Below are 23,447 nucleotides of genomic sequence, written 5' to 3' on the forward strand. Positions count from 1 at the left end.
CGCGTCCCCCGGCTTGTCCCGGATGGCCCGGACAGGCTGAGCCATGACGGTCGTTGTTGGGGTGCGGCGGCGTGCTATCCAAGGCGGTCTGCCGAGAGAGCCCGTCCCATGACCACGACCCTCCAGTCTCCGGAAATCCAGGCCTTCGCCACCGGCTTTCCGATCACCCTGCTGCACGCCGGGATCACGGTGGTCATCCTGTTCGCCGCCGCGACGCTCTACGTCATGCTGACCCCGCACAAGGAGATCACCCTGATCCGCGACGGCAACACCGCCGCGGCGGTGTCGCTGGGCGGGGTGCTGGTCGGTCTGGCCATACCGCTCGCCGTATCGCTCAAGGCCTCGACCACCATGATCGAGCTGGGGCTCTGGGGGGTGGCGACCATGCTGGTCCAGCTGCTGATCTTCCGCGTGGTCGACCTGGTGCTGCATGGCCTGCCCAAGCGGATCCAGGACGGCGAGATGGCCGCGGCCGCCATGCTGGTCGGGGCCAAGATCGCCACCGCCCTGATCCTCGCGGCCGCGGTCTCGGGCTGAGCCCAGGGTCCCGCCTATGCATTTCCCGAGGCTGCCGGACTGGCTGATCTACGCCGCCGTGGTGGTCGCCCTGCTGATCGCCGCGGTCGGCCGCCAGGCGCACGTCGATGCGCCCGCCGCCCCGCCGCCCGCGCCCGCGGCGGAGGGCGCGGCGCTCGGCCCCGCCTCGCCCTTCGATCCGGCGGTGGTGGTCGAGGTGTCCGGCAAGACCGAGCCGGGCGCCGGCACCGCGTTTTCGGTCTCGGCCTCGGGCGTCTGGGTCACCGCGCGCCATGTGGTCGAGGGCTGCTCCCAGGCCGCCATCGTGGTGGCCCCGGGCCGCGGCGTGGCCGCCGAAGTCAGGATCGACCCCGAGGCCGAGACGGCGATCCTCACCACCGACGGCGGCGCGCCGCCCTTGCCGCTCGGCCTGACGGCACGGCTGCGGCGGGGCGAACAGGCCTTCCACATGGGCTTTCCGCAGGGCCGTCCCGGCGAGGCGAGCTCCCGCCTGATCGGCCGCGAGAACCTCGTCGTTCAGGGCCGCGGCGCGCGCACCGAGCCGGTGCTGGTCTGGGCCGAGACCGGCCGCACCGATGGCCTGAAGGGCACGCTGGGCGGACTTTCCGGCGCGCCGGCGCTGGACGACCAGGGGCGCGTGGTCGGCGTGACCATCGCCGAGGCGCCCCGGCGCGGCCGCATCTACACCACCGCGCCGGAGACTACCGCGCGGATCCTCGGGGCCGGCGGGCGGCGGCTTTCCGGCGCGCCGGGCGGGGCGATCTCGGCGGACAACTACGGGCGGGTCGCCGACGACCTGCGCCGCAACCTGCGGGTCGCCCAGGTGGTCTGCCTGACCGCCTAGACGGTGGTTTCCGTGGCGCTGGCCGCCGCGGGCTGCCTCGCCGCCACGATCAAGACCAGCACGATCGCCAGGAAGCCGATGCCGGCCGAATAGAGGAAGAACACGACGTAGCCGACGCCGAGCGCCTGCGGGCTCACATGCGACTTCTCGAGCGCGTGGACATAGGCCTCCGGCGGCGTCGTCGCGAAGATCCCCTTGAGGCCCGAGAACACCCCGCCGGTGTCGGCCGACTTGGCCGAGGCCTCGACGATCCGGCCGGACTGCGAGGCGAGCAGCTTTCCGGGCAGCGAATAGAGCGATGAGAAGAGCGCGTACTGGGTGGCGGTGAAACCGACCCGCGTCAGGCTCGACATATAGGCGATCAGGCAGGTGCCTGCGAAGCCGGAGGCGGCGTTCTCGATGCCGATGGCGATCAGCAGCGCGTGGATATCCGGCCCCTCGATGGCCAGCCAGGCGAAGGCGATGTGACTGACCGGGGCCAGGAAGGCGCCGATCACCAGCGCCCGCATCAGGCCCCATCGGGCGACCGCGAATCCGCCCAGGAAGACGCCGCCCATGGTGGCGGCGGTGCCGAACACCTTCCGCACCTCGGCGATCTGGATCTTGCTGAAGCCGAGGTCGAGGTAGAACGGGTTCATGATGTTGAGCACGAAGTCGGTCAGCCGGTAGAGGCAGATCAGCGCCAGGATCAGGCCGGCGATCTTTCCGTAACGGGTGAAGAAGTCCCGCAAGGGATCGCCGAGCGCGGCGCTCAGATAGACGCCGGGCCGGGTGCGGACGCCAGGGGCCGGGAGGGCCGCGACCACGATGATCGTCAGGCCGACCAGGAAGCCGCCGAGCTGGTAGAAGACGCCCCAGGGCTTTGCCGACCAGGCCGCCTTGAGGGCCTCGCCCGCCGGGCCCTGGCCGAGCGAGGTCAGGGCCGCGGAGATCAGGCTCGCGTCGGCCGCCAGGCCGCAGCCCAGGATCACCGCGCCCAGCCCGAAGAGGCCAAGGCGCAGGATCCACTCCGGGATTTCGAGCGCCGGGCGCGCGGGCAGGCCCTCGGCGTGGATCGGCCTCACCTGATGGGCGGCCTCGCGCGGCGCGGCCAGGACGCCGGCCACGCCGATCAGCATCATCGCGGCCATCACCGCATAGGACAGATGCCAGTTGTAGGCCTCGGCCAGCACCAGGGGGATCGCGCCGGCCGCAATGGTCGCGAAGCGGTAGCCCCACTGGTAGGCCGCCGCCATGGCGCCTTGCTTCTCGACGGTCGCCGCCTCGATCCGCCAGGCGTCGATGACGATGTCCTGCGTTGCGCCGGCGAAGCCCACGAAGACCGCGAAGAGCGCCATGACCCCGAGCGCGGCCTTCGGGTCGCTGCCGGCCACCAGCCACAGGCCCAGCATGACCAGGGCCTGGCAGACCAGCATCCAGGAGCGGCGGTGGCCGAGCCATTTCGTCAGCCAGGGCACCTTGGTGCGGTCGACCAGGGGGGCCCACAGGAACTTCGCAGAATAGGCCAGCGTCGCCAGACTGAAGACCGCGATCACCTCCAGCGAAAGCCCGGCGTCCCTGAGCCAGGCCGACAGCGTGTCGAAGATCAGGAGGTTCGGCAGGCCCGAGGCGAACCCCAGGGCCAGCATCACCAGGCTGCGTCGCTCGCCGAACACGGCCAGCGCCGCCAGCACGTTCCGCTTGGGTTTCGGCTCGGCGGCGTCCGCGCTCATGTCTGGTCCGGCGTTTTCGGCGCCAGGCGCCCGGTCAGCCGACCTTGGCGCGCCGCGCGGTCTCCGTCCAGCCGCGCCCCGTCCAGCGGGTCAACATGGCCCGCAGGGCGTCAGGCGACATCGGCTTGACCAGGAAGTCGTTCATCCCGGCCGCGAGGCAGGCGTGGCGGTCGTCCTCGAAGGCGTTGGCGGTCAGGGCCACGATCGGCGTGGCGACGCCCATGGCCCGCAGCCCCCGCGCCGTCTCCTCGCCGGAGAGCCCGGGCATGCGCATGTCCATCAGGATCAGGTCGTAGGTCCCGACCTTGATCGCCGCGATGGCTTCCTCGCCACCGCTGGCGTGGTCGATCTCGCAGCCCTCGCGGGTCAGGAGCGCGCGCGCCAGCAGCGCATTGATCGGATTGTCCTCGACCAGCAGCACCTTCTTGCCCGGCGCCGCGGCCGCGGCGATCCGTTCGTCCTCGACGCCGGCGGCCGGGGCCTGTTCGGCGCCCGCCGCGATCAGCACCCGCTCGGCGAGCGAGGCGCGGCGCAGCGGCTTGATCAGATAGCCGGCGAAGCCCGCGCGGCGGTAGCGCCCGATCAGCGCGCGCTCTTCGGGGGCCAGCAGGATGATGGCGCGGCGTTCGGGCGGACGGCGCAGCAGGCGCGAGCCCGCGACCAGCGCATGGTCCACAAGGATGACGTCGCCGAAGGCGGTGCGACCGGCCAACGCCTCGATGCTGGCCTCCGCCACCGCCTTGCCGCCGCAGGCCTCGATCTGCCGGCGGGCGGCCTCGCGGACGATGGGATTGGGGGAGGCGACGCCGACCTTGCGGCCGACCAGTGTCGGCGCGGCGGCGGTGCCGGGCAGGGCGCGGAAAGTCGCCTCGAACCAGAACTGCGCGCCGCCTTCGGTCCGCGTCTCGACGCCGACTTCGCCGTCCATGGACTGGGCCAGACGACGGGCGATGGCCAGGCCCAGGCCCGTGCCGCCCAGGCTGGCGTGCGCCGGATCGGCCTGGGCGAAGGCCTCGAAGATACGCTCGCGCTGGGCGGCCGAGACGCCCGGCCCGGTGTCGTCCACCATGAACCGCAGGCGGCCTTTTCCCGGCTGTGAAACACTGACCAGCACGCCGCCGGTCTCGGTGAACTTCACGGCGTTGCCGGCGAAGTTGAGCAGGATCTGGCGCAGGCGGCCCTCGTCGGCGCGAATCGCGCCCAGGTCCTTCGGCGTCGCCCAGGCGATCTCGACGCCCTTTTCGCGCGCCCGCGGCGACAGCAGTTCGCAGATTCCCCGCAGCAGGCCCGCGACGTCGACCTCGCCGGGATGCAGCTCAACCTTGCCCGCGCCGAGCTTGGCGAAATCCAGCACGTCGTTGACCAGGGTCAGCAGATGCTCGCCGGAATCGCGGATGGCGGTGGCGTAGTCGCGCTGTTCGGCGGTGAGCCGGGTGCTCTCGAGCAGGCGCGCCATGCCCAGCACGCCGTTTAGCGGAGTGCGGAACTCGTGGCTGAGCGAGGCGAGCTGTTCGGCGCTGATCTGCGCGCGCCGCGGGCGGCGCTCGGCGAGAGGTCGTGCCGGTCTCGGGGGAGGTCTCCGCATGAAACCTCCGATAACCCCAAGGGACTTAACGGTCAGTCAAGCGCCCCGGTCCGCCGCCATCTCGCGGGCCAGCGCCAAAAGGGCCTGGCGGGTCCGCGCATCGCCTATGGCGTTGAAGGCCTGCAGGATCTCCAGCGCGCCCGGCCGCGACAGCGCCCGGAAGACATCCTCGTCGTCTTCGCGGCCGGAGGCCTCCTCGCCCACCAGCCATGCGACGCTCGTCCCTAGAGACTGGGCCGCGGTCAGCAAGGTGGAGGCCGCCACGCGATTGGCGCCGCGTTCGTACTTCTGCACCTGCTGGAACGACACGCCCAACCGCTCGGCCAGATCGCTCTGCGAAAGCCCGAGTTGGCGCCTGCGCGTGCGCATCCGCGCGCCGATCGCCAGTTCCAGCTGGGCGGTGCGGCCGGGGTCTTTCATGTCCATATCGGGCGCCTCCGAATGCGGCTTAGTGTAGCTCATCTGCGGTCGGTCTTCGCGTTAAAGTAGACGCGGAGCCCAAGTCGTCGTTTAGTGTTCACGCCATGAGCGCACGGGACATCATCTCCGAAGATCCGGTGGGACTGCTCACGCCGCGTGAGCGCGAATGCCTGCGGCTCGTCGATCAGCATCTTTCGTCGAAGCAGATCGCCCGGCAACTCGGCATGTCCAAGACGTCGGTGGACACCTATTGCGACCGCGCGCGCCGCAAGCTGGGCGTCGAGGATCGTTACGCCGCCGCCAAGCTCGCCCGACAAGCCGACGTTAACCATGTCCTGATCGTATCAGGACAGGACGCGATCAGGACAGACGAGGCCGTTAACCTCTGGCCCGATGAGCCGGCAACAGAGGGGGCTTCCCATGGGCGACTGGCAGAACTTCGACAACCGGGCGGTGATCGGTCGGGCGCTTCGCCTGCGCCGGGAGATCGACGACTTCGAGGCCCGCTGGCCGACCCCGGCGGCGCGGGAGGAAGCTCTCCCGACCTTTACCTGGGCGCAACTGGAACGACAGCTCGTCGACCTGGCGGCGACTCCGGCGCAGGCCAATATGGCCCGGCATCTGGTGTCGGGTACGCGGAAGCTCGCGCCTTTCAAACCTTCGGAAATGGTCTTGCGGGAGATTCTCTGCATGACCTGGGTTCTGTTGGACGAGAACTTCAAGCCCGAGCCCGAAACCGGTTCGGCCGAAATGATCTAAGCCCACTCGCCCGTCTGGGCGCCATCGTGGGAGTAGCGATCATCACCGCCCTGGCCTTCGGGGCGATGCTGGCGGGCCTCCAGGCGCTGCAGGTTCTCGGGCGAACTTTCTTCAAAGCCTGAACGGCTTCGAAACCATACATCCGTAAATCATCATGGCGCGTGTCGAGATCGACGCGTGCAGGAGAGAACTTATGCTCAAGCAACGCCGTATGGTCGCCGAGCAAATCGCCGGTGCCCTCTTCGAGGCCGAAGCCGCCATCGACGCGGCCATCTCCAAAACCGCCGCCCTCACGGGCGTCATGCCGTCCCTCCGCGCGGAAGCCGGCGCCTCGGCCCTGATCGGCCAGGACGCTGTCGAACGCGCCAGCCAGGCGATCATGGCGCTCGCCGAAGCCCGCCGCGCGATCGTCGAGACCCACAAGGAACTCTCGATCGCCCAGACCCAGATCGGCCTCGGCGCCGTGATGCTCGGCGATCCGGGCGACAAGCCGCCGCCGATGTTCGCGAGCGAGGAGCGCCACAGCCGCCGCGCGCTGCGAGCCATCCAAGCGGCCTAAACATTACGGGCGCAGTTCCGTGCACGCCGTGCATCTGACAAGATGGCCTCCGGTTCGCGCCGGGGGCCATTTTCGTTCATGTCGTACTCGATCCCCCACTGGGTTTGGGATGCGGTCGTCGTCGCCGTCGCTGCCGCGGCGCTCTGGAAGGGTGGTCGTGACGAGCGTCTGGCCGGAAGCGGCATGCTGCTCGCCGCCATCCTTTCTAAGCTGCTCTATCAGCATGCTCAGGCCACCGAGTGGGGCATACTCGCAACCGACGCGGCGGCGCTCGCGCTCTTCGTCTGGATCGCGCTGACCAGCGCCAGGTGGTGGCCGTTGTTTGTCGCGGCGTTTCAGTTTCTCGCCATCGTCATTCACCTAGCCCGGATCGTCGACCGTTCGCTGGGCGGGTGGGCCTATATCAGCGCCGAGATCCTGTTTGGCTACCTCGTGGCGATCGGCATCGCCCTGGGGACCTACAACACTTGGCGCGCACTCAGGGCGAGGGCCGTTCCCGCCACCGATCCCGGCGCCACGCGGCGGTAGATAAGCGCCTCGGCGACGTGGACGCGGCGCACGGCGTCGGAGCCTTCCAGGTCGGCGATGGTGCGGGCCAGACGCAGCGTCCGGGTCCAGCCGCGGGCGGTAAGGCCCCCGGCCTCCGCGGCGCGGGTCAGGAGCGCCCGGGCGGGGGCGTCGAGGCCGGCGATCGTCTCCAGCCAGTCCCCGTCGGCGCGGGCGTTCAGCGCCGCGGCGCCTTCGCCGCCGCCCACGGCGCGTTCGGCCTGGGTCCCCCGCGCCTCCGCCACCCTCGCCGCCGCTTCCGCCGTGCCTTCGGCCGGCGCGGGCAAGGCCAGGTCCGCGGCGGTCACCGCCGGAACCTCCACCTGCAGGTCGATGCGATCCATCAGCGGGCCGGAGATGCGGCCCAGGTAGTCGGTCTGGCAGCGGGGGGCCCGGCCGCAGGCGCCGCGCCCGGGTCCGCCCAGGCCGCAGCGGCAGAGGTTCATCGCCGCCACCAGCTGCACCCGAGCGGGATAGCGCACGTGGGCGTTGGCGCGCGCCACCACCACCTCTCCGGTCTCCAGCGGCCCGCGCAAGGAGTCCAGGGCCTGGGCGCTGAACTCCGGCAGCTCGTCGAGGAACAGCACGCCGTTGTGCGCCAGGCTGACCTCGCCGGGCTTGGCCTTCAGCCCGCCGCCGGTGAGCGCCGCCATGCTGGCTGAATGGTGCGGGTTGCGGAATGGCCGGGCGCGGGTGAGCTGGCCCTTGGCGATCAGACCGGCCACGGAATGGATCATCGAGGTCTCGAGCAATTCCTCCGGCGTCAGCGGCGGCAGGAGGCCAGGCAAACGTGCGGCCATCATCGACTTGCCGGAGCCGGGCGGGCCCACGAAGGCCAGGTTGTGGCCGCCGGCCGCGGCGATCTCCAGCGATCGCTTGGCGTTCTCCTGGCCCTTCACCTCGCGCAGGTCCGGAGCCCGCTCGGGATCGCGCAGGGCCCCCACCGTGGGCGGCGAGAGGATCTGGGTCCCGCGGAAGTGGTTCACCAGCGCGATCAGCGACGGCGCCGCCAGGATCCGGGTGTCGCCCGCCCAGGCCGCCTCCGGTCCGCAGGCCTCCGGGCAGATCAGCCCGAGCCCCATGGCGCCCGCCGCCACGGCGGCGGGCAGGGCGCCGGCGACCGCCGTGATGCGTCCGTCCAGCGACAGCTCGCCGATCGCCGCCCAGTCGTCCAGCACATCCGGCGGGATGACGTTCATGCCGGCCATGATGGCGAGCGCGATCGGCAGGTCGTAGTGGCTGCCTTCCTTCGGCAGGTCGGCCGGCGCCAGATTGGCGATGATCCGCCGCGAAGGCAGGGCGAGCCCCAGGCCGGAGAACGCCGCGCGCACGCGCTCCCGGCTTTCCGAGATCGCCTTGTCGCCCATGCCGACCAGGAAGAATTTGGACTCGCCGCCGGTGAACTGCACCTGGACGTCCACACGGCGGGCCTCGACGCCCTGAAACGCCACCGTCACGACGCGTGCGGCCATCCCCGATCCCCACTCAAGACCTTGTGGTCCGACTTCAGTTATCCACAAGAGCGCACCACAGGGTTGCGCTCAGATCAAGAACAAAAATAGAACTTATCGGGAAGACGAGACGAATCCGTGACTTGTCGGGGCGTTTTCGCCCCTCAAGCTAGGCTGTAGCGCGAAGCGCCTCAACCCGCCGCCAGAGGATATCGGTGGCGTCGATCCCGGTGAAGGTCTTCAGCGCCACGGCGCCGGTCGGCGAGGTGACGTTGATCTCCGTCAGGTAGTCGCCGATCACGTCGATGCCGACGAAGATCAGTCCCCGTCGCTTCAGTTCCGGCCCGATCGTGGCGCAGATCTCCAGGTCGCGGGCGGTCAGTTCTACCGGCTCGGGCTTGCCGCCGACCGCCATGTTTGAGCGGATCTGGCCCTTCTGCGGCACCCGGTTGATCGCGCCCACCGCCTCGCCGTCGACCAGCAGGATGCGCTTGTCGCCCTTGGTCACCGAGGGCAGGAATTTCTGCACGATCACCGGCTCACGGACGATCTGGGCGTGCAGCTCCAGGAGGGTCGCGAAGTTCGGGTCGTCGGCCAGGTGCCGCGTGACGCCCGAGCCGCCCTTGCCGTTCAGCGGCTTCAGCACGACATCGCCGTGCCGCGCCCGGAACTCGGCGATCGCCGCCGAATCGGAGCTGATCAGCGTTGGCGGCTGCAGCTGCGGGAATAGGGTGACGAACAGCTTCTCCGGCGCATTCCGCACCGAGACCGGATCGTTGACCACCAGGGTCTTGGGATGGGCCACCTCCAGGAAGAAGGTGGTGTCGATGTAGTGCATGTCGAACGGCGGGTCCTGGCGCAGCAGGATCACGTCGAACTCGGTGAGCTCCACGCGCCGGTAGTCGCCGAGCGTGGCGTGGTCGCCAAGCGCGCGCTTCACCGTCACCTCGCGGCCCCGGGCGAAGGCCCGGCCGTCTTCGAGGGCGAGCGTGTCGGCGGTGTAGACGAACAGGCTGTGGCCGCGCGCCTGGGCGGTCTCCATCATCAGGAAGGTCGTGTCGCCCCCGATGTTGATCCCCTCGATGGGATCCATCTGCACCGCGACCTTCAACGACATGGAGCCCTCCAGACAGCCAAGGTCTTGGGACATAGGCTGCGGGAGGGCCGAACGCTAGTTCAGCTGCAGCCTTACCCGCTCGCGTTGCGCCCGGGCGGCGAGCGCCGCGCCGCCGTCGAGCGCGGTGGCGCGGGCCAGGGCCTCCAGCGATCCGGCGAGCGCGCCCTGGCCCTCGCGGGCCGCGGCGACGTCCAGCCAGGGGCGATGGTCGGTGGGGTCGAGTAGGGCCCGGCGAAGAGCGGAGCGCTCGGCGCGGTCGTATTCGCGGGCCTGGCTGGCCCGGGCGTAGATGGTGTTCTGCAGCCGAAGCAGAACGGCCCGGTCGCTCACCGGCGCCATCAGCCGGTCGAGCCGGTCGGCGACGTTGGGGGTGAGGCCCGCGTGCAGGGCGCGGCGGGTGAGTTCGGACGGCAGCACCACGCGGCCCTCCGAGAACGGATCGAGCGCCAGCGGGCCTTCCTCCGTCTCGATCCTGAGCAGGAAATGGCCGGGGAAGTCGACGCCCTGCACCGTCAGCCCGCACTTGCGCCCGGCATGCAGGTAGAAGACCCCCAGCGCCACCGCGAGGCCCTTGCGCCGCTCGGTCACCGCGATGATGTCGGCGTTCTCCGGGTCCTCGTAGGTAAAGAGGTCGCCGGCCAGGCGCAGATCGCCGGCCATGGCCTCCGCCAGGGCCTCCTCGGCGCTCTCCTGCTTGAGGCGTTGGGCGAGCCGCTCGACGCCGGCCGCGCCGAGGTCGCGGGCGGCCTGTGGGTCGCGGCTGGGGTCGTCGTGGATCGCACAGGCGATCGCGGCCTCCAGCAGCGGGAAGGCGCCGTCGGCCGCCGCCCCGGCGTCCAGGAGTATGGTTTCAGCCTCCTCGCGGCCCATGGTTACGCCAGCCCGTCCCTCAACTGCCCTTCCAGGCGTCGGGAATATGCCTAGGAAGCCTGCCGGGCGCGAGAGCCATAAGGTCCAGGCGGATCGAAACACCCGCGAGGCGAGGCCGCCCGGCCACAATCGCCGCGCCCGCGCGCCGCAGACGTTCGCGCTGATCGAAGCTCACCGTCTCCAGCGCCACCTCCAGGCTGGTCCGCCGCTTGACCTCGACCACCGCCAGGACCTTGCCGCGCAGAGCCAGGAGGTCGATCTCCGCCTGCGGCGTCCGTAGGCGGAAACCCAGGATGCGGTAGCCCTTGGCCAGCAACCAGCACGCGGCCAGGACCTCCGCGCGCCGTCCCGACAGCCGCGAGGCCGCGCCGCGCGCCTGGCGGACGCCGCTCATCGCCTCACCTTCATCGCCCCGCCCTCATCTCCATGGCCCGCTGGTAGACCTCGCGCCGCGACAGCCCGAGCGCCTTGGCCACCTCCGCCGCGGCCTCGGCGGGGCGCAGGCGCAGAAGCGCATCGGCGAGCGCGGTGTCGATATCGCCCGCGGTGGCTTCCACGTCGCGCCCCGGCCCGACCAGGATCACGATCTCGCCCTTCGGCGCATCGAGCCTCGGGTCGGCGGCCAGCGTGGCGAGCGGTCCACGGTAGAGGGTCTCGTAGAGTTTCGTCAGTTCGCGGCAGACCACGGCTTCGCGCGCGCCGAACACCGCGGCCATGTCGGCGAGGCTGGCGGCCAGCCGCGATCCGCCCTCGAAGAACACCAGGGTGGCGCGCAGTGGCGCGAGCTCCTCCAGGAAAGTGCGCCGCGCGGCGCTCTTCGGCGGGGGAAAGCCCGCGAACAGGAATCGATCGGTGGGCAGGCCGGCGGCCGACAGTCCGGCCAGCAGCGCCGAGGCGCCGGGGATCGGGAAGACTGCAGTGCCCTCGGCCGCCGCCTCGCGCACGATGCGGTAGCCGGGGTCGGAGACCAGCGGCGTGCCGGCGTCGGAGATCAACGCTACCCGCTTGCCCTCGGCCAGCGCCGCCATCGCCCGCGGCCGGGTGCGCTCGGCGCCATGCTCGTCGTAGCGCTCCAGTTTCGCCGATAGTCCGTAGGCGGAGAGAAGCTTGCCGGCGACGCGCGTGTCCTCGGCCAGCACCAGGTCGGCGGCGGCCAGGACGTCCAGCGCGCGCAACGTGATGTCGCGCAGGTTGCCGATCGGCGTCGCCACCACATAGAGCCCCGGCGCCAGCGGCGCGTCATCGAGGGCGGGCGGGGGCAGACGTCGGGCCATGCCGGAGGGTTCGCCGCGAACGCTCGGATTGGCAAGGCTTCATCCCTCCTCTTTAGGGGAGGGTGGATTGAGCGCAGCTCGAAGGGTGGGGGCTTGTAGGCCAGGACTCCGACGTCCGCGTTTGAACGCGACTTCCCCACCCTGGCCGCTGGCGCGGCCTGCCCCTCCCCTAAAGAGGAGGGATGTTAAGTCGCGAGCTCGGCCGTCAGCCGGTCGAGCACCAGCCGTCCGGCGGGGGTGGCGCGAAGGCGCACCGGGTCGTCGGCGAGCAGGCCGAGCGCCACCAGGTCGGCGATCTTCACGGCCGGGATGGCCAGCGCCGCCACCTCGGCCAGGGGCACGCCCTCGGTGATCCTGAGGCCGCTCAGCAGCCGTTCCTGCGCCGCCTCGCGCGGATCGAGCGCCTCGCGGCCGGCGAAGCCCAGGCCGGTCTCGGCGACGCGGGCGATGTAGTCGGCGGGTTTGCGCGCGGCCTGGGTCGCCTGGCGGGCGCCGCCCTCGGTGATCCGGCCATGCGCGCCTGGGCCGGCGCCCAGGTAGTCCTGCCCTTCCCAGTAGATCAGGTTGTGGCGCGAGCGGGCGGCGGGGCCTCGGGCGTGATTGGAGACCTCGTAGGCCTCGAAGCCGGCGGCCTCCAGCACCGCCTGGGTCGTGTCGAAGAGCTCCGCGCCGGTCTCGGCGTCGGGCGACGCGAACTGGCCACGGCGCACGGCGCGGTCGAAGGCGGTGCCGGCCTCGATGGTCAGCTGGTAGGGCGAGACGTGCTCGGCGCCGAGGTCGACGGCGGCGCGCAATTCCTGGCGCCAGGCCGCCGGGGTCTGGCCGGGCCGTGCGTAGATCATGTCGATGGAAAGCCGCGGGAAGGCCCGCGCCGCGGCGCGGGCGGCTCGGATCGCGGTCGCGGCGTCGTGGTTGCGGCCAAGGAAGCTCAGGGCCGCGTCGTCCAGCGACTGCAGGCCGAGCGACAGGCGGTTCACCCCGGCGTCCGCGAAGGCCGCGAACCGCGCGGCCTCGGCGTCGGTGGGGTTGGCCTCGAGGGTCACTTCGAGATCGCCCGCGGGCGTCCACAGCCGCCGGGCCGCCGCGATCATCTCCGCCGCCCACGCGGGGTCCATCAGCGAGGGCGTGCCGCCGCCCAGGAAGACCGAGACCAGCTCGCGCGGGCCGGTGAGCGCGGCCTGCGCCTCCAGGTCGGCCACGATCGCGCGGGCCAGCACGGCGGGCTCGCCGCTCGCCTCGCGGGCCTTGAAGACGTTGAAGTCGCAGTAGGGGCAGATGCGCGCGCAATAGGGCCAGTGGATATAGACGCCCAGCTTCGGCCGGATGGTCACAAGAGCGCGGCCTTCAGCTTGGCGAAGGCCCGCGCCCGGTGGCTCATGGCGTCCTTGGCCGCGGGGTCCATCTCGCCGAAGGTCTGGTCGTGGCCCGCGGGGACGAAGATCGGGTCGTAGCCGAAGCCCCGGTCGCCGCGCGGCGGGAAGCTCAGGGCGCCGTCGACGCGACCCTCGACCACGACCGCCGGTCCGCCGGGCCAGGCGACGGCCAGCGCACTGGTGAACCAGGCGGCGAAATCCTTGGCCTGCGCCTCTTCCAGCCGCTCCTCGACCTTGGCCATGGCCACCGTGAAATCGCGGCCCGGGCCGGCCCAGCGCGCCGAATAGATCCCGGGCGAGCCCTCCAGCGCCGCCACCGACAGGCCGGAATCGTCGGCCAGCGCCACCAGGCCGGAGGCCTCGGCCGCGGCGCGGGCCTTGAGCAGCGCATTGCCGACGAAGGTCGATTCCGTCTCGTCCGGTTCGGGCAGGCCGAGGTCGCCCGCGGTTACCAGCTCGAAGCGATTGTCCAGGATTTCAGCCAGCTCGCGGACCTTGCCCGGGTTGTGCGTGGCCACCACCAGGCGGGTTCCGGGCTCGAGCTTTAGGGCCATGGATTCACGCCTCCTTTACGAGAGAGGGACCATAGCGTCGCCCCGCTCTGTTGCATTGCGAAAGTTTAATATCGTGACTCGATGTTAATTTGATCGCTAATCGATACGAGCGTATTGACTGTCGACATCGGGGCGGAACCTCGCCCCAAATTCTCGCTGCATCGCAGCAATCTTATCAAGGGACCAAGACCATGTTCGCCACGATGATGAAGACCTTCGACCGCATCGCCCTCCCCGTCTTCCTGGTGCTGGCCATCACGCCGATGCTGGCTGTCGCCGCCGCCGCCTCGATCCACTAGGCTCCTCGCCTTGCGGTTCGTCCGACCCGCTCCCGCTGTCGCCAACCTCAAGGGCGCAGCCCGGGCGGGTTTTGGCGTCCGAAGCCACCGGGGAGGACATTGGATGCGCGCGCTTGGACCGGGATCGGTCTCCAGTTTCCTGAAGATCATCCTCGACGTGGTCTTCGCCGCCCTGTGGATCAGCCTGGGCGCCGTCGGGCTGGCCGTGCTCGCCGCCCTGCTGTTCAGTTTCAACCCCGACCTCTTCCCCGCCGTGATGAGCGCCGACGTCGCCCAGGTGGCGACCCGTGGGCCGCTGTTCGCCGGCATGCTGCTGGTCTTCGGCCTGTCGATCGGCGGGGTGCTGGTGATCGTTCGCTCGCTGCGGCGGATCTTCGTGACCCTCACCGCCGGCGACCCCTTCCACCCGCACAACGTCAACCGCCTGCGCCTGATCGGCCTGATGCTGGCCGCGCTGGAGCTCGGCCGCTACGCCGTCTGGGGCCTCAGCCCGATGATGCCCTGGGTCAAGCGCGTCGAGCCCAACATCAACCTCACGGCCTGGTTCTCCGTCCTGGTGGTCTTCGTCCTGGCCGAGGTGTTCCGCGAGGGCGCGAGGCTGCGGCGCGAAGCCGAGCTGACGATCTGAGGGGGCTAGCGCATGCCGATCCGCGTCCATCTCGACCGTGTCCTGCTCGAACGTCGCATGTCGCTGACGGAACTCGCGGACCGGGTCGGCGTCACCATCGCCAACCTCTCGATCCTCAAGACCGGCAAGGCACGCGCGGTCCGCTTCTCCACCCTGGCGGCCCTCTGCCGCGAGCTGGAATGCCAGCCGGGCGACCTGCTGCTCTACGAAGCCGGCCCCTCCGAGGACCTTCCGGACGACGACGAAGACGCCTAGGCCGCTACGCCGCACTGCGGTGCGATGGGAAAGCGCTACCCTAGGAAATCTTGAAATCTCAAAGGCCCGACTCTATATGCACTGCACAATGCTGCGCTGCACAAGGGAGTGTCGCCATGATTTCCGCGATTGCACGTTTCTTCGACGCCCTGTTCGCCCCGCTCGCACGCGAGCTGGGACGGCTGCCGCCGTCGGCCCTGCGCCACCTGCTGGCCGGGCTCTAAGACAAGGCTGTCCTTCGGGACGGCTCACGAAGCGGGCGGCTGGGCGACCAGCCGCCCGTTTTTCGTTTCAGCCGCCCAGCTCAGCCGCCCGTCGCGACCTTCTGCAGGGCGACCAGCTCGCCGATCCCCTTGCGGGCCAGCGAGAACAGGGCCTCGAACTCGGCCTCGGAGAAGCCGCGTTTCTCGCCGGTGGCCTGGATCTCCACGATGTCGCCGTGGCCGGTCAGGACGAAGTTGGCGTCCGCCTCGGCGTTGGAGTCCTCCTCATATTCCAGGTCGAGCACGGGGGTCCCGTTGAAGACGCCGCAGCTGATCGCCGCCACCTGGTCGAGGATCGGGTCGGTGGCGATCACCCCCTCGTCGAGCAGGTATTTGGTCGCCAGCCGCAGCGCCACCCAGGCGCCGGTGACCGACGCGGTGCGCGTGCCGCCGTCGGCCTGGATCACATCGCAGTCGACGGAGATCTGCCGCTCGCCCAGCGCCTTGAGGTCGACGACCGCGCGTAGGCTGCGGCCGATCAGCCGCTGGATCTCCTGGGTGCGGCCCGACTGCTTGCCCTGTGCGGCCTCCCGCCGGCCCCGGGTGTGCGTCGCCCGGGGCAGCATGCCGTACTCGGCGGTGACCCACCCCTGGCCCTTGCCGCGCAGGAACCCCGGCACGCCCTCCTCCAGGCTCGCGGTCACCAGGACCTTGGTGTGGCCGAAGCTCACCAGGCAGGACCCTTCGGCGTAGCGGTTGACGCCGGTCTCCAGGGTCACGGTCCGCATCATGTCGGCGAGGCGCTCTGAGGGACGCATGGAAACTCCTGAAGATGTCGGGTGGCTTGCGTGGGTTTGCGCCGCGCTTATCCTAGATCGATGAGGTCCAGTCCATGGACGCCGACAAGACGCATCGCCTGACCCACTAAGTGAGCAGCCCCTTCTTCGCCCGCGGCCCTTCCCTGGCCGAGCTCGACGAACGCGCGCGGGACATCTTCCGCCGTATCGTGGAGAGCTATCTGGAGACCGGCGAACCGGTGGGCTCGCGCACCCTCTCCAAGGGCGGCCTGCCGCTCTCGCCCGCCTCGATCCGCAACACCATGCAGGACCTGACGCAGCTCGGCCTCCTGGGCGCGCCGCACGTCAGCGCCGGGCGCCTGCCGACCCATGCGGGCCTCAGGCTGTTCGTCGACGGCCTGCTGGAGGTGGGCGACATCGGCTCCGACGAGCGCCAGGCCATCGAGGCCCGGCTGCACGCCCACGGCCGCAACTACGAGGACGCCCTCAATGAGGCCAGCGCCATCCTCTCGGGCCTGGCCGGCGGGGCGGGCGTCGTCGTCACCCCGATCCGCGACGCGGGCGTCAAGCACGTGGAATTCGTCTCGCTCGGCGGCGAGCGGACGCTCGCGGTCATGGTCTTCGCCGACGGCACGGTGGAGAACCGGCTGATCCGGCTGCCGGCCGGGGTCACCCCCTCGGCCCTGATCGAGGCGTCCAACTTCCTGAACGCGCGGCTTCGCGGCCGCACCCTGGTCGAGGCCAAGGTCGACCTGCGGGCCGACCTCGACCGGGCGCGCGCCGAACTCGACGCCACCGCCGCGCGGCTGGTGGAGGACGGGCTGGCGGCCTGGGGCGGCGGCGAGGCCGAAGACCGGGCGCTGATCGTCCGCGGCCGGGCCAACCTCCTGGAGGAAGCCGGCGCCGTCGAGGACCTGGAGCGGGTCCGCTCGCTGTTCGAGGACCTGGAGCAGAAGGAACAGCTCATCCAGCTGCTGGACGGGGTGCGCGACGGCCAGGGCGTGCGCATCTTCATCGGCGCGGAAACCCGCCTCTTCTCGCTTTCGGGTTCCGCGGTGATCGCGGCTCCCTATATGACCGGCTCGCAGCGGGTGCTGGGCGCGATCGGCGTGATCGGCCCGGCCCGGTTGAACTATGCCCGGATCATCCCGTTGGTGGACTATACTGCCCGGGTGCTTGGCCAGGTGATGAACGCTTGAAAGACAAGAAACCGATGTCCGAAGACGATACGCCCCCAGGTTTCGGCGACGAGGCCGACGCCTTTATCGCCGAAGCGACCGAAGGCGAGCTGGCCGCTCTGAAGGCGGAAACCGTGGCGCTGAAGGAGCAGATCCTCCGCTACGCCGCCGAGGCCGAAAACACCAAGCGCCGCGCCGAGCGCGAGGCCAATGACGCGCGCGCCTATGCGATCCAGAAGTTCGCCCGCGATCTCCTGGGCGTCGCCGACAACCTCTCGCGTGCGCTCGCTCACGAACCGACCGACGTCGCCGACCCGACGGTGAAGAACTTCGTGCTCGGCGTGGAGATGACCGAGAAGGAGCTGCAGGCGGCGTTCGAGCGCAATGGCCTGAAGCGCATCCTCCCGGCGCCGGGCGACAAGTTCGACCCGCACCAGCATCAGGCGATGCTGGAACAGCCGGGGACCGACTACGCCCCCGGGCGGGTCGTCGAGGTCATGCAGCCCGGCTATGAGCTGCTGGGCCGCCTGGTCCGGCCGGCCATGGTGGCGGTGGCCGCCAAGGTGGCGGGCGCCGAGGCCGGCAAGGCCAACGGCGCGGGTCCGAACCCCTATGCCGCGGAGGAAGACCCGGACGCCGGGGGCTCTGTGGATAGACGCGCCTGACCCCTTGAGCGCCCCTTCCAAGGCCCCGCAAATTCGCTAATGTCGCAAGTCCCTTCCAGGTCGGGGGGCGCAGGCTGCGAATCGCACCTGCGCGGTGCGGTTCGGACATAGACATGAAGCTGACGATCGAGCGCGCGGCGCTGCTGAAGGCGTTGGGGCACGTGCAAAGCGCCGTGGAGCGCCGAAACACCATCCCGATCCTGTCGAACGTCCTGTTGTCGGCCGAGCGCGACCGGCTGACCTTTTCGGCCACCGATCTCGACATGGAGATCATCGACGAGGCCCTGGCCCAGGTCGACCAGCCGGGCCAGATCACCGCCCCGGCCCACACGCTCTATGAGATCGTCCGCAAGCTGCCGGAAGGCGCCGACGTCTCCCTGAGCTTCACCGGCGAGGATCCGCGCCTGACCGTCTCGGCCGGCCGCAGCCGCTTCAACCTGCCGGTGCTGCCGGCCGGCGACTTCCCGGTGATGAGCTCCGACGGCCTGTCGGGACGCCTGGCCGTCGATGTCGGCGACCTGATCCGGCTGATCGACAAGACCAAGTTCGCGATCTCGGCGGAAGAGACCCGCTACTACCTGAATGGCCTCTATCTCCACACGGTCGTCGAGGACGGCAAGACCATGCTCCGCGCCGTCGCCACCGACGGCTCCCGCCTGGCCCTGGCCGAGATGATCGCCCCGGAAGGCGCCGCCGGCGCGCCGGGCGTCATCGTGCCCCGCAAGACCATCAACGAGGCGCGGCGCCTGCTGGAAGACGCCGGCGAGCAGGTCGAGCTGCAGATCAGCCCCCAGAAGGTCCGCTTCGACTTCGGCGGCGCGGCGCTGACCTCCAAGGTCATCGACGGCACCTTCCCCGACTATCCGCGGGTGATCCCCAAGGACAACACCCGCATCGTGCTGGTGGATTCCAAGCTGTTCGCCCAGGCCGTCGACCGGGTGGCCACCATCTCGGCGGAGAAGTCCCGCTCGGTGCGCATGGCCGTCGAAGGCGGCAAGTGCGTGCTCACCGTGCGCAACATGGAAGCCGGCCAGGCCGTGGAAGAGCTGGAGCTCGACTACGACGGCGACCCCTTCGAGCTGTCGTTCAACGCCCGCTACCTGCTAGACATCACCGACCAGATCTCCGGCGAGATGGCCGAGCTGCGCTTCGGCGGCCCGAACGACCCGGCCCTGGTGCTCGATCCTCAGGACGCCGACGTGCAGTACATCCTGATGCCGCTCCGGGTCTAAGGCGCCTTGCGGTAGGTGTAGTCGTAGCGCTCGGTCCAGGTCTTGCCGTCATCGACGGACTGGTCGGAGTACTGCCGCACCGAGCCGTCCGGATTGGGCGTGAAGATCATCCGTTCCAGCAGGAACTTCGCAGGATCGGCCTTGGCCGCCCGTCGCGCCACCAGCACCATCTTGCCGTTCTCGACGCCGCCCACGAACTCGCGCCAGGTCCCGGCGCTGTCGGTCCAGGTCTGGCGCCACTTGCCGCTCGCCGCGTCGTAGGTGTTGAGGCTGCCGCCGGCGTAGCCCGGCTCGGTCCAGTTCTCGCGGATCGCGCAGCCCGAATAGAGCGCCTCGATCAGGCTCTGGCCGGCCGCCTTGCCGTCCTTCGTCTCGGTGACCGTCCAGCGGCCGATCCAGAAGTCGAGGGCATGGTGCGCGGCGTCCGTGCAAGCGGGCGGGGCTGGCGTAGCGGGCTGCGCCAGGCTGACGGTGGGGGCCAGCAGCAGGCCCAAGATGAGGCTTATCCGGATCATGCGGCCAGCCTGCGCGGGAGGGCGGGCCTCAAGCCAGTCCGATGCGACGAACGCGGGGCCGGCCGCGACTAGCGCGCCTGCGCGGCCGGCGGCGGTCCGCACAGCGCCTGGCCGGCGGCCGGCGTGCGCTTCATCAGCAGGAACCGGCCGGTGTCCGCCGATGGTGCGAAGCCCCGCGCCAGGGCGGCCTCGAGCTTCAGGCTCGCGGGGGACGTCGCCTCGCGCATCGCCGGGAAGACGGCCCTGAGGTGCCGCGGGTCGGTCCAGAGGCGGTCGAAGACCACCCAGTCGGCGGCGCCCATCACCTCACGGCAGGCGGCGTCGTACTGTTCGGGGGTCGTGTAGTGCGGGGTGAAGAGGTCGACCTTGGCGACATGGTCGCGGTGGGTCAGCACCGGCAGGAGCGGCATGTAGGGATAGAAGAAGAAGTGGTCGCTCTTCGGCAGCGGGGCCAACTGCCGGACGATCGGACCGATCCCTTCTTCCTCGAAGGCCACCGCGCCGGCCGGCGTGTCGACCCGTTCGATGGAGAGGGCGTGCTTGGCGCTGTGGCCGTAGGCCAGCGCCGCCGGCGCCAGGGCGAGGCCCGCGGCGGCCGCCGGGACCCAGCGGAACCGGCCGGCCGAGGCGGCCAACGCGTCCCATCCCAGGGCCAACAACGGCAGGATAAGGGGGGCGGCGACGCTCATGTGCCAGTCGTCCGGACGCGGGAAGGAGCCCACGAGGCCGCAGACGGCGAAGGCGATCGAGGCGACGAGCCGGCCCTTCAACTCACCGCGGCGCGTGACCAGCAGCATCAGCAGCGCCAGGACCGCCAGGGGATAGGCCAGGACAAGCGGCAGGTCCTCCGCCGTGGCATGGGCGCCGATCCGCACAGCCTGGATGCCGGTGTAGCGGCGGGCGGTCCAGACGAAGATGTCCTGGATCGCCTCGTCGAGGACGCCGCGCCAGAGGAGGTAGGCCGTGCAGGCGGCCGGGATCGCGGCGACGCCCGCGGCGAAGATCAGCCACGACCGCCATCTCGGCCCCAGCGAGGCGAGCGCCGCCAGCACCGCGAGCGCGCCCCGTCCTGACGTGGTCATGGCCGCGGCGCCCGCAAACACTCCCGCCCGGCCCGCCGCCGGCGTCCGCCCGCCGACCACGGCCAGGAAGGACGCCATCGACAGGGCGGTGGTGAAATACTGGTGGCTGAGCTGGGTGTGTTTCCCCTGGGTGCAGCCCACCCAGGCGAGCGCCAACGCCGCGGAGGCCCAACGACGACCGCTCACCCGCGCACAGCAGAGGTAGGTGAGCAACGCGACGGCGGCCACGCAGGCGGTCGAGAGGACCCGGATCGAGAGGATCGAAGCCCCGGCGACCCGCAGCCACGCCTCGGCGATCAGGAAGGTGCCGGGGGTGTGGAACTCGAAGAAGTCGGCGTAGACGCGCCGCCCGGCGAGCATCCGTTGGCCGGCATGCAGCATGATGCCCTCGTCGCCGATCCAGGGCACGTAGGCTACGAACGGCAGGCACAGGAGCGCGCTGAGCAGGAACACGCCCGCCCCCACCGTACCGGGCCGCGCCTGGGCCGGGTCAGCGCTCAATGTCCGTGCGAGCCTTCGTAGACGCCGGGCGCCAGCAGTTCGTCCTCGGGCCCCTCGGTTCCGGCCGCCAGCACGAAGCGGCGGTCGCAGTAGGAGCACTCGACGAAGTCGGCTTCGCCCATCTCCAGCCAGACCCGCGGGTGGCCGAGCGCGCCGCCGACCCCGTCGCAGGCGACCCGCTTTGACCGCACCACGATCACCTCCGGCGGCGGGATGGCCAGGGGCCGGCCCGGCGTCGCGGCGGCCAGCGGCGGAGGGACCTTGCGGCCGCGCGCCTTTGGGCTGAGGGCCTTGGTCGGAGCTTTGCGAGCCATCTGTCGGTTCCTGTAGGCGGCCCGAGCTTGAGGGCGCGCCGCGCGCCTAGGTAGGCGAGGGCGGCTTTCGCCGTCAATCGACGGGCGCCGCGAGCGCTTGCGAACTTCGGAATTGGGGCACTAGATTTGCCCCGTTAATCGGATCGACACCGGCGGACGCGAAGAAGGAACCGCTCTGCGCGTGCTCCGGGAACGGGAGCCGGGAACGGGGGGAACGCATGGCTGTCGCGACGCGCGCCGTGAAAACCGAGGACGTGGTTCGCGACGCCATGGCGCCGAACCTGTCGCCGCGCGCGCGGAAAGCCTGGCTGGAGGACGCCGCCGACAGCGTCCGGCGCAACGGGGTGATCGTCGTTCGGGGCGCGATCCCGCAAGCCGCGGTCGCCGCCGTGCTGGAACACGTCAAGCACCGCCACGACGTCCACATGGCGCCCGGCCAGAAGAAGCTCTTCCGCACCTTCCAGTCCGACCCGCTGCGCGCCCAGGTGCCGATCGCCATCGACGGGCCGGTCGCCGACCCGGAATTCTTCGCGCCACCCTCGGTCCTGGGGATCGTGCGCGAGCTTATGGGCGAGGACCTGATCGTCGGCCAGATGGGCGTGGTGATCTCCCACGCCGGCGCCGGTCCGCAGGAGATCCACCGCGACTCGGCCTTCCTGTTCGGCGGCCTCGATAGTGAGGTCGGCCTGCCGCCCTACGCCATGAGCATGCTGGTCCCGCTGCTGGACGTGCCGCTCGGCATGGGCCCCACCGAGTTCTGGCCCGGCACTCACCGCCGGCGCGACGAGGCCGCCGCTTCGGCCGGACCGCCGCGGCGGATGCAACTCGACGCGGGCTCGGTGCTGCTGTTCGATTCACGCCTGCTGCATCGCGGCGGCGCCAACATCACCGGCCCGGTGCGGCCCTCGATCTACTTCAATCTCCACCGCAGCTGGTACCAGGAGAACCCGGGCTACACGGACAAGCCGCAGGTGCGGGTCACGCCGGCCATGGTGCAACGCCTGCCCGAAGCCTACCGGGCGCTGTTTTCCTGGGCCCTGCACCTCAACCGCACCGACGGCTTCCAGGAATTCGTGTTCCGCTGGACGGGCCGCATCCGACGCGATCTGTTCCGCCTGATGGGCCGCTAGACGCTCACGCCGCCTTGGCGCTTCGACGTCGCGCGCCTAGGTATGAGGCCGCGCGCGAGCCCGCGCCAAAGAGTGAGACTTCATGGATCTGCCGGATTTCGCCATCGAGGCCAGGGGCCTGGTCAAGACCTACGCCGCCACCAAGACCACGCCGGAAATGCAGGCGCTCAAGGGTATCGACCTGGCGATCCCGCGGGGCTCGATCTTCGGGCTGCTGGGCCCGAACGGCGCCGGAAAGTCGACCTTCATCAACATCCTGGCCGGCCTCTGCCGCAAGACCGGGGGCTCGGTCTCGATCTGGGGCCGCGACATCGACGAGCGTCCGAGGGACGCGCGGGCCGCCATCGGGGTGGTGCCGCAGGAGATCGCCGCCGATCCGTTCTTCACGCCCATGGAATCGATGGAGGTCGCCGCCGGCATGTATGCGGTGCCGAAGGCCGAGCGCCGTTCGATGGAGCTGCTCACCGCGCTGGGCCTCGGCGACAAGGCCAACGCCTATGTCCGCCAGCTCTCCGGCGGCATGAAGCGCCGCCTGATGGTCGCCAAGGCCATGGTGCACAATCCGCCGGTGCTGATCCTCGACGAGCCCACCGCCGGCGTCGACGTGGAGCTGCGCCGCCAGCTCTGGGCCTATGTGCTGGAGCTCAACCGCAAGGGCGTGACCATCGTTCTGACGACCCACTACCTGGAAGAAGCCCAGGAGCTCTGCGACCAGATCGCGATCATCAACCGCGGCCAGGTGGTCGCCTGCGAGCCGACCACCACGCTGCTCGCGCGCATGGACACCCGCAAGGTGCTGGTGACGCCCGAAGAGCCGATGACCGCGGCCCCGGCGCTCTCCGGGTTCGAGACCCATCTTCTGCCCTCCGGCGGCTTCTCGGTCGGCTACCGCACCGGCCAGTCCACCGTCGAGCAGGTGCTGGCCGCGATCCGCGCCGCCGGCCTGCACATCAAGGACATCTCCACGGAGGACCCGGACCTCGAGGACGTGTTCGTCTCGCTGACCTATGCCGCGCCGGAGCCTGTGAGCTGAAACTCATCCCTCCC

Annotated in this window: 26 protein-coding genes and 1 pseudogene; 13 read left to right on the plus strand and 14 right to left on the minus strand. The window is 70.4% G+C overall.

Features of this window, described 5'->3' with window-relative positions; all coding sequences use genetic code 11:
• Positions 1-108 precede the first annotated feature (108 nt).
• Positions 109-537 carry a DUF350 domain-containing protein gene (locus ACESMY_RS01155; RefSeq protein ID WP_372781328.1) on the plus strand — a complete coding sequence of 143 codons (429 nt, stop codon included), beginning with the start codon at positions 109-111 and terminating at the stop codon, positions 535-537.
• A 16-nt stretch (positions 538-553) separates the two neighbouring features.
• Entirely contained in the window at positions 554-1,381 is an 828-nt protein-coding gene (locus ACESMY_RS01160) for a serine protease (protein ID WP_372781330.1), read from the plus strand.
• Here ACESMY_RS01160 and ACESMY_RS01165 read toward each other — a convergent pair.
• The 3 genes from ACESMY_RS01165 to ACESMY_RS01175 are packed head-to-tail and all read right to left on the minus strand — an operon-like array spanning position 1,378 to position 5,104.
• Positions 1,378-3,093, minus strand: coding sequence for an MFS transporter (locus tag ACESMY_RS01165; protein ID WP_372781332.1), 1,716 nt, complete (start codon positions 3,091-3,093; stop codon positions 1,378-1,380). The genes ACESMY_RS01160 and ACESMY_RS01165 overlap by 4 nt on opposite strands.
• A gap of 34 nt (positions 3,094-3,127) precedes the next feature.
• The gene (locus ACESMY_RS01170; protein ID WP_372781334.1) at positions 3,128-4,678 is read right to left on the minus strand and encodes a response regulator; all 1,551 of its coding nucleotides are present in this window, start codon (positions 4,676-4,678) and stop codon (positions 3,128-3,130) included.
• Between the two features lie 36 nt (positions 4,679-4,714).
• The gene (locus ACESMY_RS01175; RefSeq protein WP_372781336.1) at positions 4,715-5,104 is read right to left on the minus strand and encodes a helix-turn-helix domain-containing protein; all 390 of its coding nucleotides are present in this window, start codon (positions 5,102-5,104) and stop codon (positions 4,715-4,717) included.
• 98 nt (positions 5,105-5,202) lie between these two features.
• On the opposite strand from ACESMY_RS01175, the pseudogene ACESMY_RS01180 reads away from it, so the two are divergent.
• From ACESMY_RS01180 to ACESMY_RS01195, 4 genes and pseudogenes are all read left to right on the plus strand, one after another.
• A pseudogene (locus tag ACESMY_RS01180) lies at positions 5,203-5,349 on the plus strand (LuxR C-terminal-related transcriptional regulator); the annotation flags it as partial.
• 169 nt (positions 5,350-5,518) lie between these two features.
• Entirely contained in the window at positions 5,519-5,857 is a 339-nt protein-coding gene (locus tag ACESMY_RS01185; protein ID WP_372781338.1) for a hypothetical protein, read from the plus strand.
• A gap of 154 nt (positions 5,858-6,011) precedes the next feature.
• Positions 6,012-6,416, plus strand: a complete 405-nt coding sequence (locus ACESMY_RS01190; protein WP_372781340.1) for a hypothetical protein — start codon at positions 6,012-6,014, stop codon at positions 6,414-6,416.
• Between the two features lie 78 nt (positions 6,417-6,494).
• On the plus strand, positions 6,495-6,944 hold the full coding sequence (locus ACESMY_RS01195; RefSeq protein ID WP_372781342.1) for a hypothetical protein: 450 nt from the start codon (positions 6,495-6,497) through the stop codon (positions 6,942-6,944).
• Here the strand turns inward: ACESMY_RS01195 and ACESMY_RS01200 are convergent.
• The 7 genes from ACESMY_RS01200 to rdgB form a co-directional block, all read right to left on the minus strand.
• Positions 6,875-8,434, minus strand: a complete 1,560-nt coding sequence (locus tag ACESMY_RS01200; protein WP_372781344.1) for a YifB family Mg chelatase-like AAA ATPase — start codon at positions 8,432-8,434, stop codon at positions 6,875-6,877. The genes ACESMY_RS01195 and ACESMY_RS01200 overlap by 70 nt on opposite strands.
• 148 nt (positions 8,435-8,582) lie before the next feature.
• On the minus strand, positions 8,583-9,530 hold the full coding sequence (gshB, locus tag ACESMY_RS01205) for a glutathione synthase (protein WP_372781346.1): 948 nt from the start codon (positions 9,528-9,530) through the stop codon (positions 8,583-8,585).
• A 54-nt stretch (positions 9,531-9,584) separates the two neighbouring features.
• Complete coding sequence (locus tag ACESMY_RS01210; protein WP_372781348.1) at positions 9,585-10,400, minus strand: SirB1 family protein; 816 nt, start codon at positions 10,398-10,400, stop codon at positions 9,585-9,587.
• Positions 10,401-10,419: 19 nt separating this feature from the next.
• Entirely contained in the window at positions 10,420-10,794 is a 375-nt protein-coding gene (locus ACESMY_RS01215) for a YraN family protein (RefSeq protein ID WP_372781350.1), read from the minus strand.
• A gap of 10 nt (positions 10,795-10,804) precedes the next feature.
• Positions 10,805-11,674, minus strand: coding sequence for a 16S rRNA (cytidine(1402)-2'-O)-methyltransferase (gene rsmI / locus ACESMY_RS01220; RefSeq protein WP_372781352.1), 870 nt, complete (start codon positions 11,672-11,674; stop codon positions 10,805-10,807).
• Between the two features lie 185 nt (positions 11,675-11,859).
• The gene (gene hemW / locus ACESMY_RS01225) at positions 11,860-13,005 is read right to left on the minus strand and encodes a radical SAM family heme chaperone HemW (protein ID WP_372781354.1); all 1,146 of its coding nucleotides are present in this window, start codon (positions 13,003-13,005) and stop codon (positions 11,860-11,862) included.
• Positions 13,002-13,601 carry an RdgB/HAM1 family non-canonical purine NTP pyrophosphatase gene (gene rdgB / locus ACESMY_RS01230; protein ID WP_372781356.1) on the minus strand — a complete coding sequence of 200 codons (600 nt, stop codon included), beginning with the start codon at positions 13,599-13,601 and terminating at the stop codon, positions 13,002-13,004. Before rdgB ends, hemW begins: the two co-directional genes overlap by 4 nt.
• 402 nt (positions 13,602-14,003) lie before the next feature.
• On the opposite strand from rdgB, the gene ACESMY_RS01235 reads away from it, so the two are divergent.
• Together ACESMY_RS01235 and ACESMY_RS01240 are read left to right on the plus strand one after the other, a co-directional pair.
• Positions 14,004-14,528, plus strand: a complete 525-nt coding sequence (locus ACESMY_RS01235) for a DUF2975 domain-containing protein (RefSeq protein ID WP_372781358.1) — start codon at positions 14,004-14,006, stop codon at positions 14,526-14,528.
• Between the two features lie 12 nt (positions 14,529-14,540).
• On the plus strand, positions 14,541-14,783 hold the full coding sequence (locus ACESMY_RS01240; protein WP_372781360.1) for a helix-turn-helix domain-containing protein: 243 nt from the start codon (positions 14,541-14,543) through the stop codon (positions 14,781-14,783).
• A gap of 304 nt (positions 14,784-15,087) precedes the next feature.
• Here ACESMY_RS01240 and rph read toward each other — a convergent pair whose 3' ends face one another.
• A complete protein-coding gene (gene rph / locus ACESMY_RS01245; RefSeq protein WP_372781362.1) occupies positions 15,088-15,804 on the minus strand; it encodes a ribonuclease PH in 717 nt (238 codons plus the stop codon).
• A 110-nt stretch (positions 15,805-15,914) separates the two neighbouring features.
• Here rph and hrcA point away from each other — a divergent pair, with 110 nt between their 5' ends.
• The 3 genes from hrcA (at position 15,915) to dnaN (ending at position 18,858) form a co-directional block, all read left to right on the plus strand.
• Complete coding sequence (gene hrcA / locus ACESMY_RS01250) at positions 15,915-16,982, plus strand: heat-inducible transcriptional repressor HrcA (RefSeq protein ID WP_372781364.1); 1,068 nt, start codon at positions 15,915-15,917, stop codon at positions 16,980-16,982.
• A 14-nt stretch (positions 16,983-16,996) separates the two neighbouring features.
• Positions 16,997-17,626, plus strand: coding sequence for a nucleotide exchange factor GrpE (grpE, locus tag ACESMY_RS01255; RefSeq protein WP_372781366.1), 630 nt, complete (start codon positions 16,997-16,999; stop codon positions 17,624-17,626).
• Positions 17,627-17,739: 113 nt separating this feature from the next.
• Complete coding sequence (gene dnaN / locus ACESMY_RS01260) at positions 17,740-18,858, plus strand: DNA polymerase III subunit beta (RefSeq protein WP_372781368.1); 1,119 nt, start codon at positions 17,740-17,742, stop codon at positions 18,856-18,858.
• Here the strand turns inward: dnaN and ACESMY_RS01265 are convergent.
• The 3 genes from ACESMY_RS01265 to ACESMY_RS01275 all read right to left on the minus strand — a co-directional run bounded on the left by ACESMY_RS01265 (position 18,855) and on the right by ACESMY_RS01275 (position 21,270).
• Positions 18,855-19,373 (minus strand): hypothetical protein, encoded by a 519-nt coding sequence (locus ACESMY_RS01265; RefSeq protein WP_372781370.1) that lies wholly within the window; start codon positions 19,371-19,373, stop codon positions 18,855-18,857. The two genes, dnaN and ACESMY_RS01265, sit on opposite strands and share 4 nt — an antisense overlap.
• A gap of 68 nt (positions 19,374-19,441) precedes the next feature.
• Positions 19,442-20,956, minus strand: a complete 1,515-nt coding sequence (locus ACESMY_RS01270) for a hypothetical protein (RefSeq protein WP_372781372.1) — start codon at positions 20,954-20,956, stop codon at positions 19,442-19,444.
• Positions 20,953-21,270 (minus strand): zinc-finger domain-containing protein, encoded by a 318-nt coding sequence (locus tag ACESMY_RS01275; protein ID WP_372781374.1) that lies wholly within the window; start codon positions 21,268-21,270, stop codon positions 20,953-20,955. Before ACESMY_RS01275 ends, ACESMY_RS01270 begins: the two co-directional genes overlap by 4 nt.
• A 218-nt stretch (positions 21,271-21,488) precedes the next feature.
• Between ACESMY_RS01275 and ACESMY_RS01280 the strand changes: the two genes are divergently transcribed.
• On the plus strand, positions 21,489-22,400 hold the full coding sequence (locus tag ACESMY_RS01280; RefSeq protein WP_372781376.1) for a phytanoyl-CoA dioxygenase family protein: 912 nt from the start codon (positions 21,489-21,491) through the stop codon (positions 22,398-22,400).
• 82 nt (positions 22,401-22,482) lie between these two features.
• Positions 22,483-23,433 carry an ABC transporter ATP-binding protein gene (locus ACESMY_RS01285; RefSeq protein WP_372781378.1) on the plus strand — a complete coding sequence of 317 codons (951 nt, stop codon included), beginning with the start codon at positions 22,483-22,485 and terminating at the stop codon, positions 23,431-23,433.
• The last annotated feature ends 14 nt before the right edge of the window (positions 23,434-23,447 follow it).

It is taken from the genome of Phenylobacterium sp. (genome assembly GCF_041691455.1).
In the GTDB taxonomy this organism is placed as follows: Bacteria; Pseudomonadota; Alphaproteobacteria; order Caulobacterales; family Caulobacteraceae; genus Phenylobacterium.

Coding starts and splice junctions, on each gene's coding strand:
- ACESMY_RS01155 (WP_372781328.1), top strand. CDS start 109: ATGACCACGACCCTCCAGTCTCCGGAAATCCAGGCCTTCGCCACCGGC.
- ACESMY_RS01160 (WP_372781330.1), top strand. CDS start 554: ATGCATTTCCCGAGGCTGCCGGACTGGCTGATCTACGCCGCCGTGGTG.
- ACESMY_RS01165 (WP_372781332.1), bottom strand. CDS start 3,093: ATGAGCGCGGACGCCGCCGAGCCGAAACCCAAGCGGAACGTGCTGGCG.
- ACESMY_RS01170 (WP_372781334.1), bottom strand. CDS start 4,678: ATGCGGAGACCTCCCCCGAGACCGGCACGACCTCTCGCCGAGCGCCGC.
- ACESMY_RS01175 (WP_372781336.1), bottom strand. CDS start 5,104: ATGGACATGAAAGACCCCGGCCGCACCGCCCAGCTGGAACTGGCGATC.
- ACESMY_RS01185 (WP_372781338.1), top strand. CDS start 5,519: ATGGGCGACTGGCAGAACTTCGACAACCGGGCGGTGATCGGTCGGGCG.
- ACESMY_RS01190 (WP_372781340.1), top strand. CDS start 6,012: ATGGCGCGTGTCGAGATCGACGCGTGCAGGAGAGAACTTATGCTCAAG.
- ACESMY_RS01195 (WP_372781342.1), top strand. CDS start 6,495: ATGTCGTACTCGATCCCCCACTGGGTTTGGGATGCGGTCGTCGTCGCC.
- ACESMY_RS01200 (WP_372781344.1), bottom strand. CDS start 8,434: ATGGCCGCACGCGTCGTGACGGTGGCGTTTCAGGGCGTCGAGGCCCGC.
- gshB (WP_372781346.1), bottom strand. CDS start 9,530: ATGTCGTTGAAGGTCGCGGTGCAGATGGATCCCATCGAGGGGATCAAC.
- ACESMY_RS01210 (WP_372781348.1), bottom strand. CDS start 10,400: ATGGGCCGCGAGGAGGCTGAAACCATACTCCTGGACGCCGGGGCGGCG.
- ACESMY_RS01215 (WP_372781350.1), bottom strand. CDS start 10,794: ATGAGCGGCGTCCGCCAGGCGCGCGGCGCGGCCTCGCGGCTGTCGGGA.
- rsmI (WP_372781352.1), bottom strand. CDS start 11,674: ATGGCCCGACGTCTGCCCCCGCCCGCCCTCGATGACGCGCCGCTGGCG.
- rdgB (WP_372781356.1), bottom strand. CDS start 13,601: ATGGCCCTAAAGCTCGAGCCCGGAACCCGCCTGGTGGTGGCCACGCAC.
- ACESMY_RS01235 (WP_372781358.1), top strand. CDS start 14,004: ATGCGCGCGCTTGGACCGGGATCGGTCTCCAGTTTCCTGAAGATCATC.
- ACESMY_RS01240 (WP_372781360.1), top strand. CDS start 14,541: ATGCCGATCCGCGTCCATCTCGACCGTGTCCTGCTCGAACGTCGCATG.
- rph (WP_372781362.1), bottom strand. CDS start 15,804: ATGCGTCCCTCAGAGCGCCTCGCCGACATGATGCGGACCGTGACCCTG.
- grpE (WP_372781366.1), top strand. CDS start 16,997: ATGTCCGAAGACGATACGCCCCCAGGTTTCGGCGACGAGGCCGACGCC.
- dnaN (WP_372781368.1), top strand. CDS start 17,740: ATGAAGCTGACGATCGAGCGCGCGGCGCTGCTGAAGGCGTTGGGGCAC.
- ACESMY_RS01265 (WP_372781370.1), bottom strand. CDS start 19,373: ATGATCCGGATAAGCCTCATCTTGGGCCTGCTGCTGGCCCCCACCGTC.
- ACESMY_RS01275 (WP_372781374.1), bottom strand. CDS start 21,270: ATGGCTCGCAAAGCTCCGACCAAGGCCCTCAGCCCAAAGGCGCGCGGC.
- ACESMY_RS01280 (WP_372781376.1), top strand. CDS start 21,489: ATGGCTGTCGCGACGCGCGCCGTGAAAACCGAGGACGTGGTTCGCGAC.
- ACESMY_RS01285 (WP_372781378.1), top strand. CDS start 22,483: ATGGATCTGCCGGATTTCGCCATCGAGGCCAGGGGCCTGGTCAAGACC.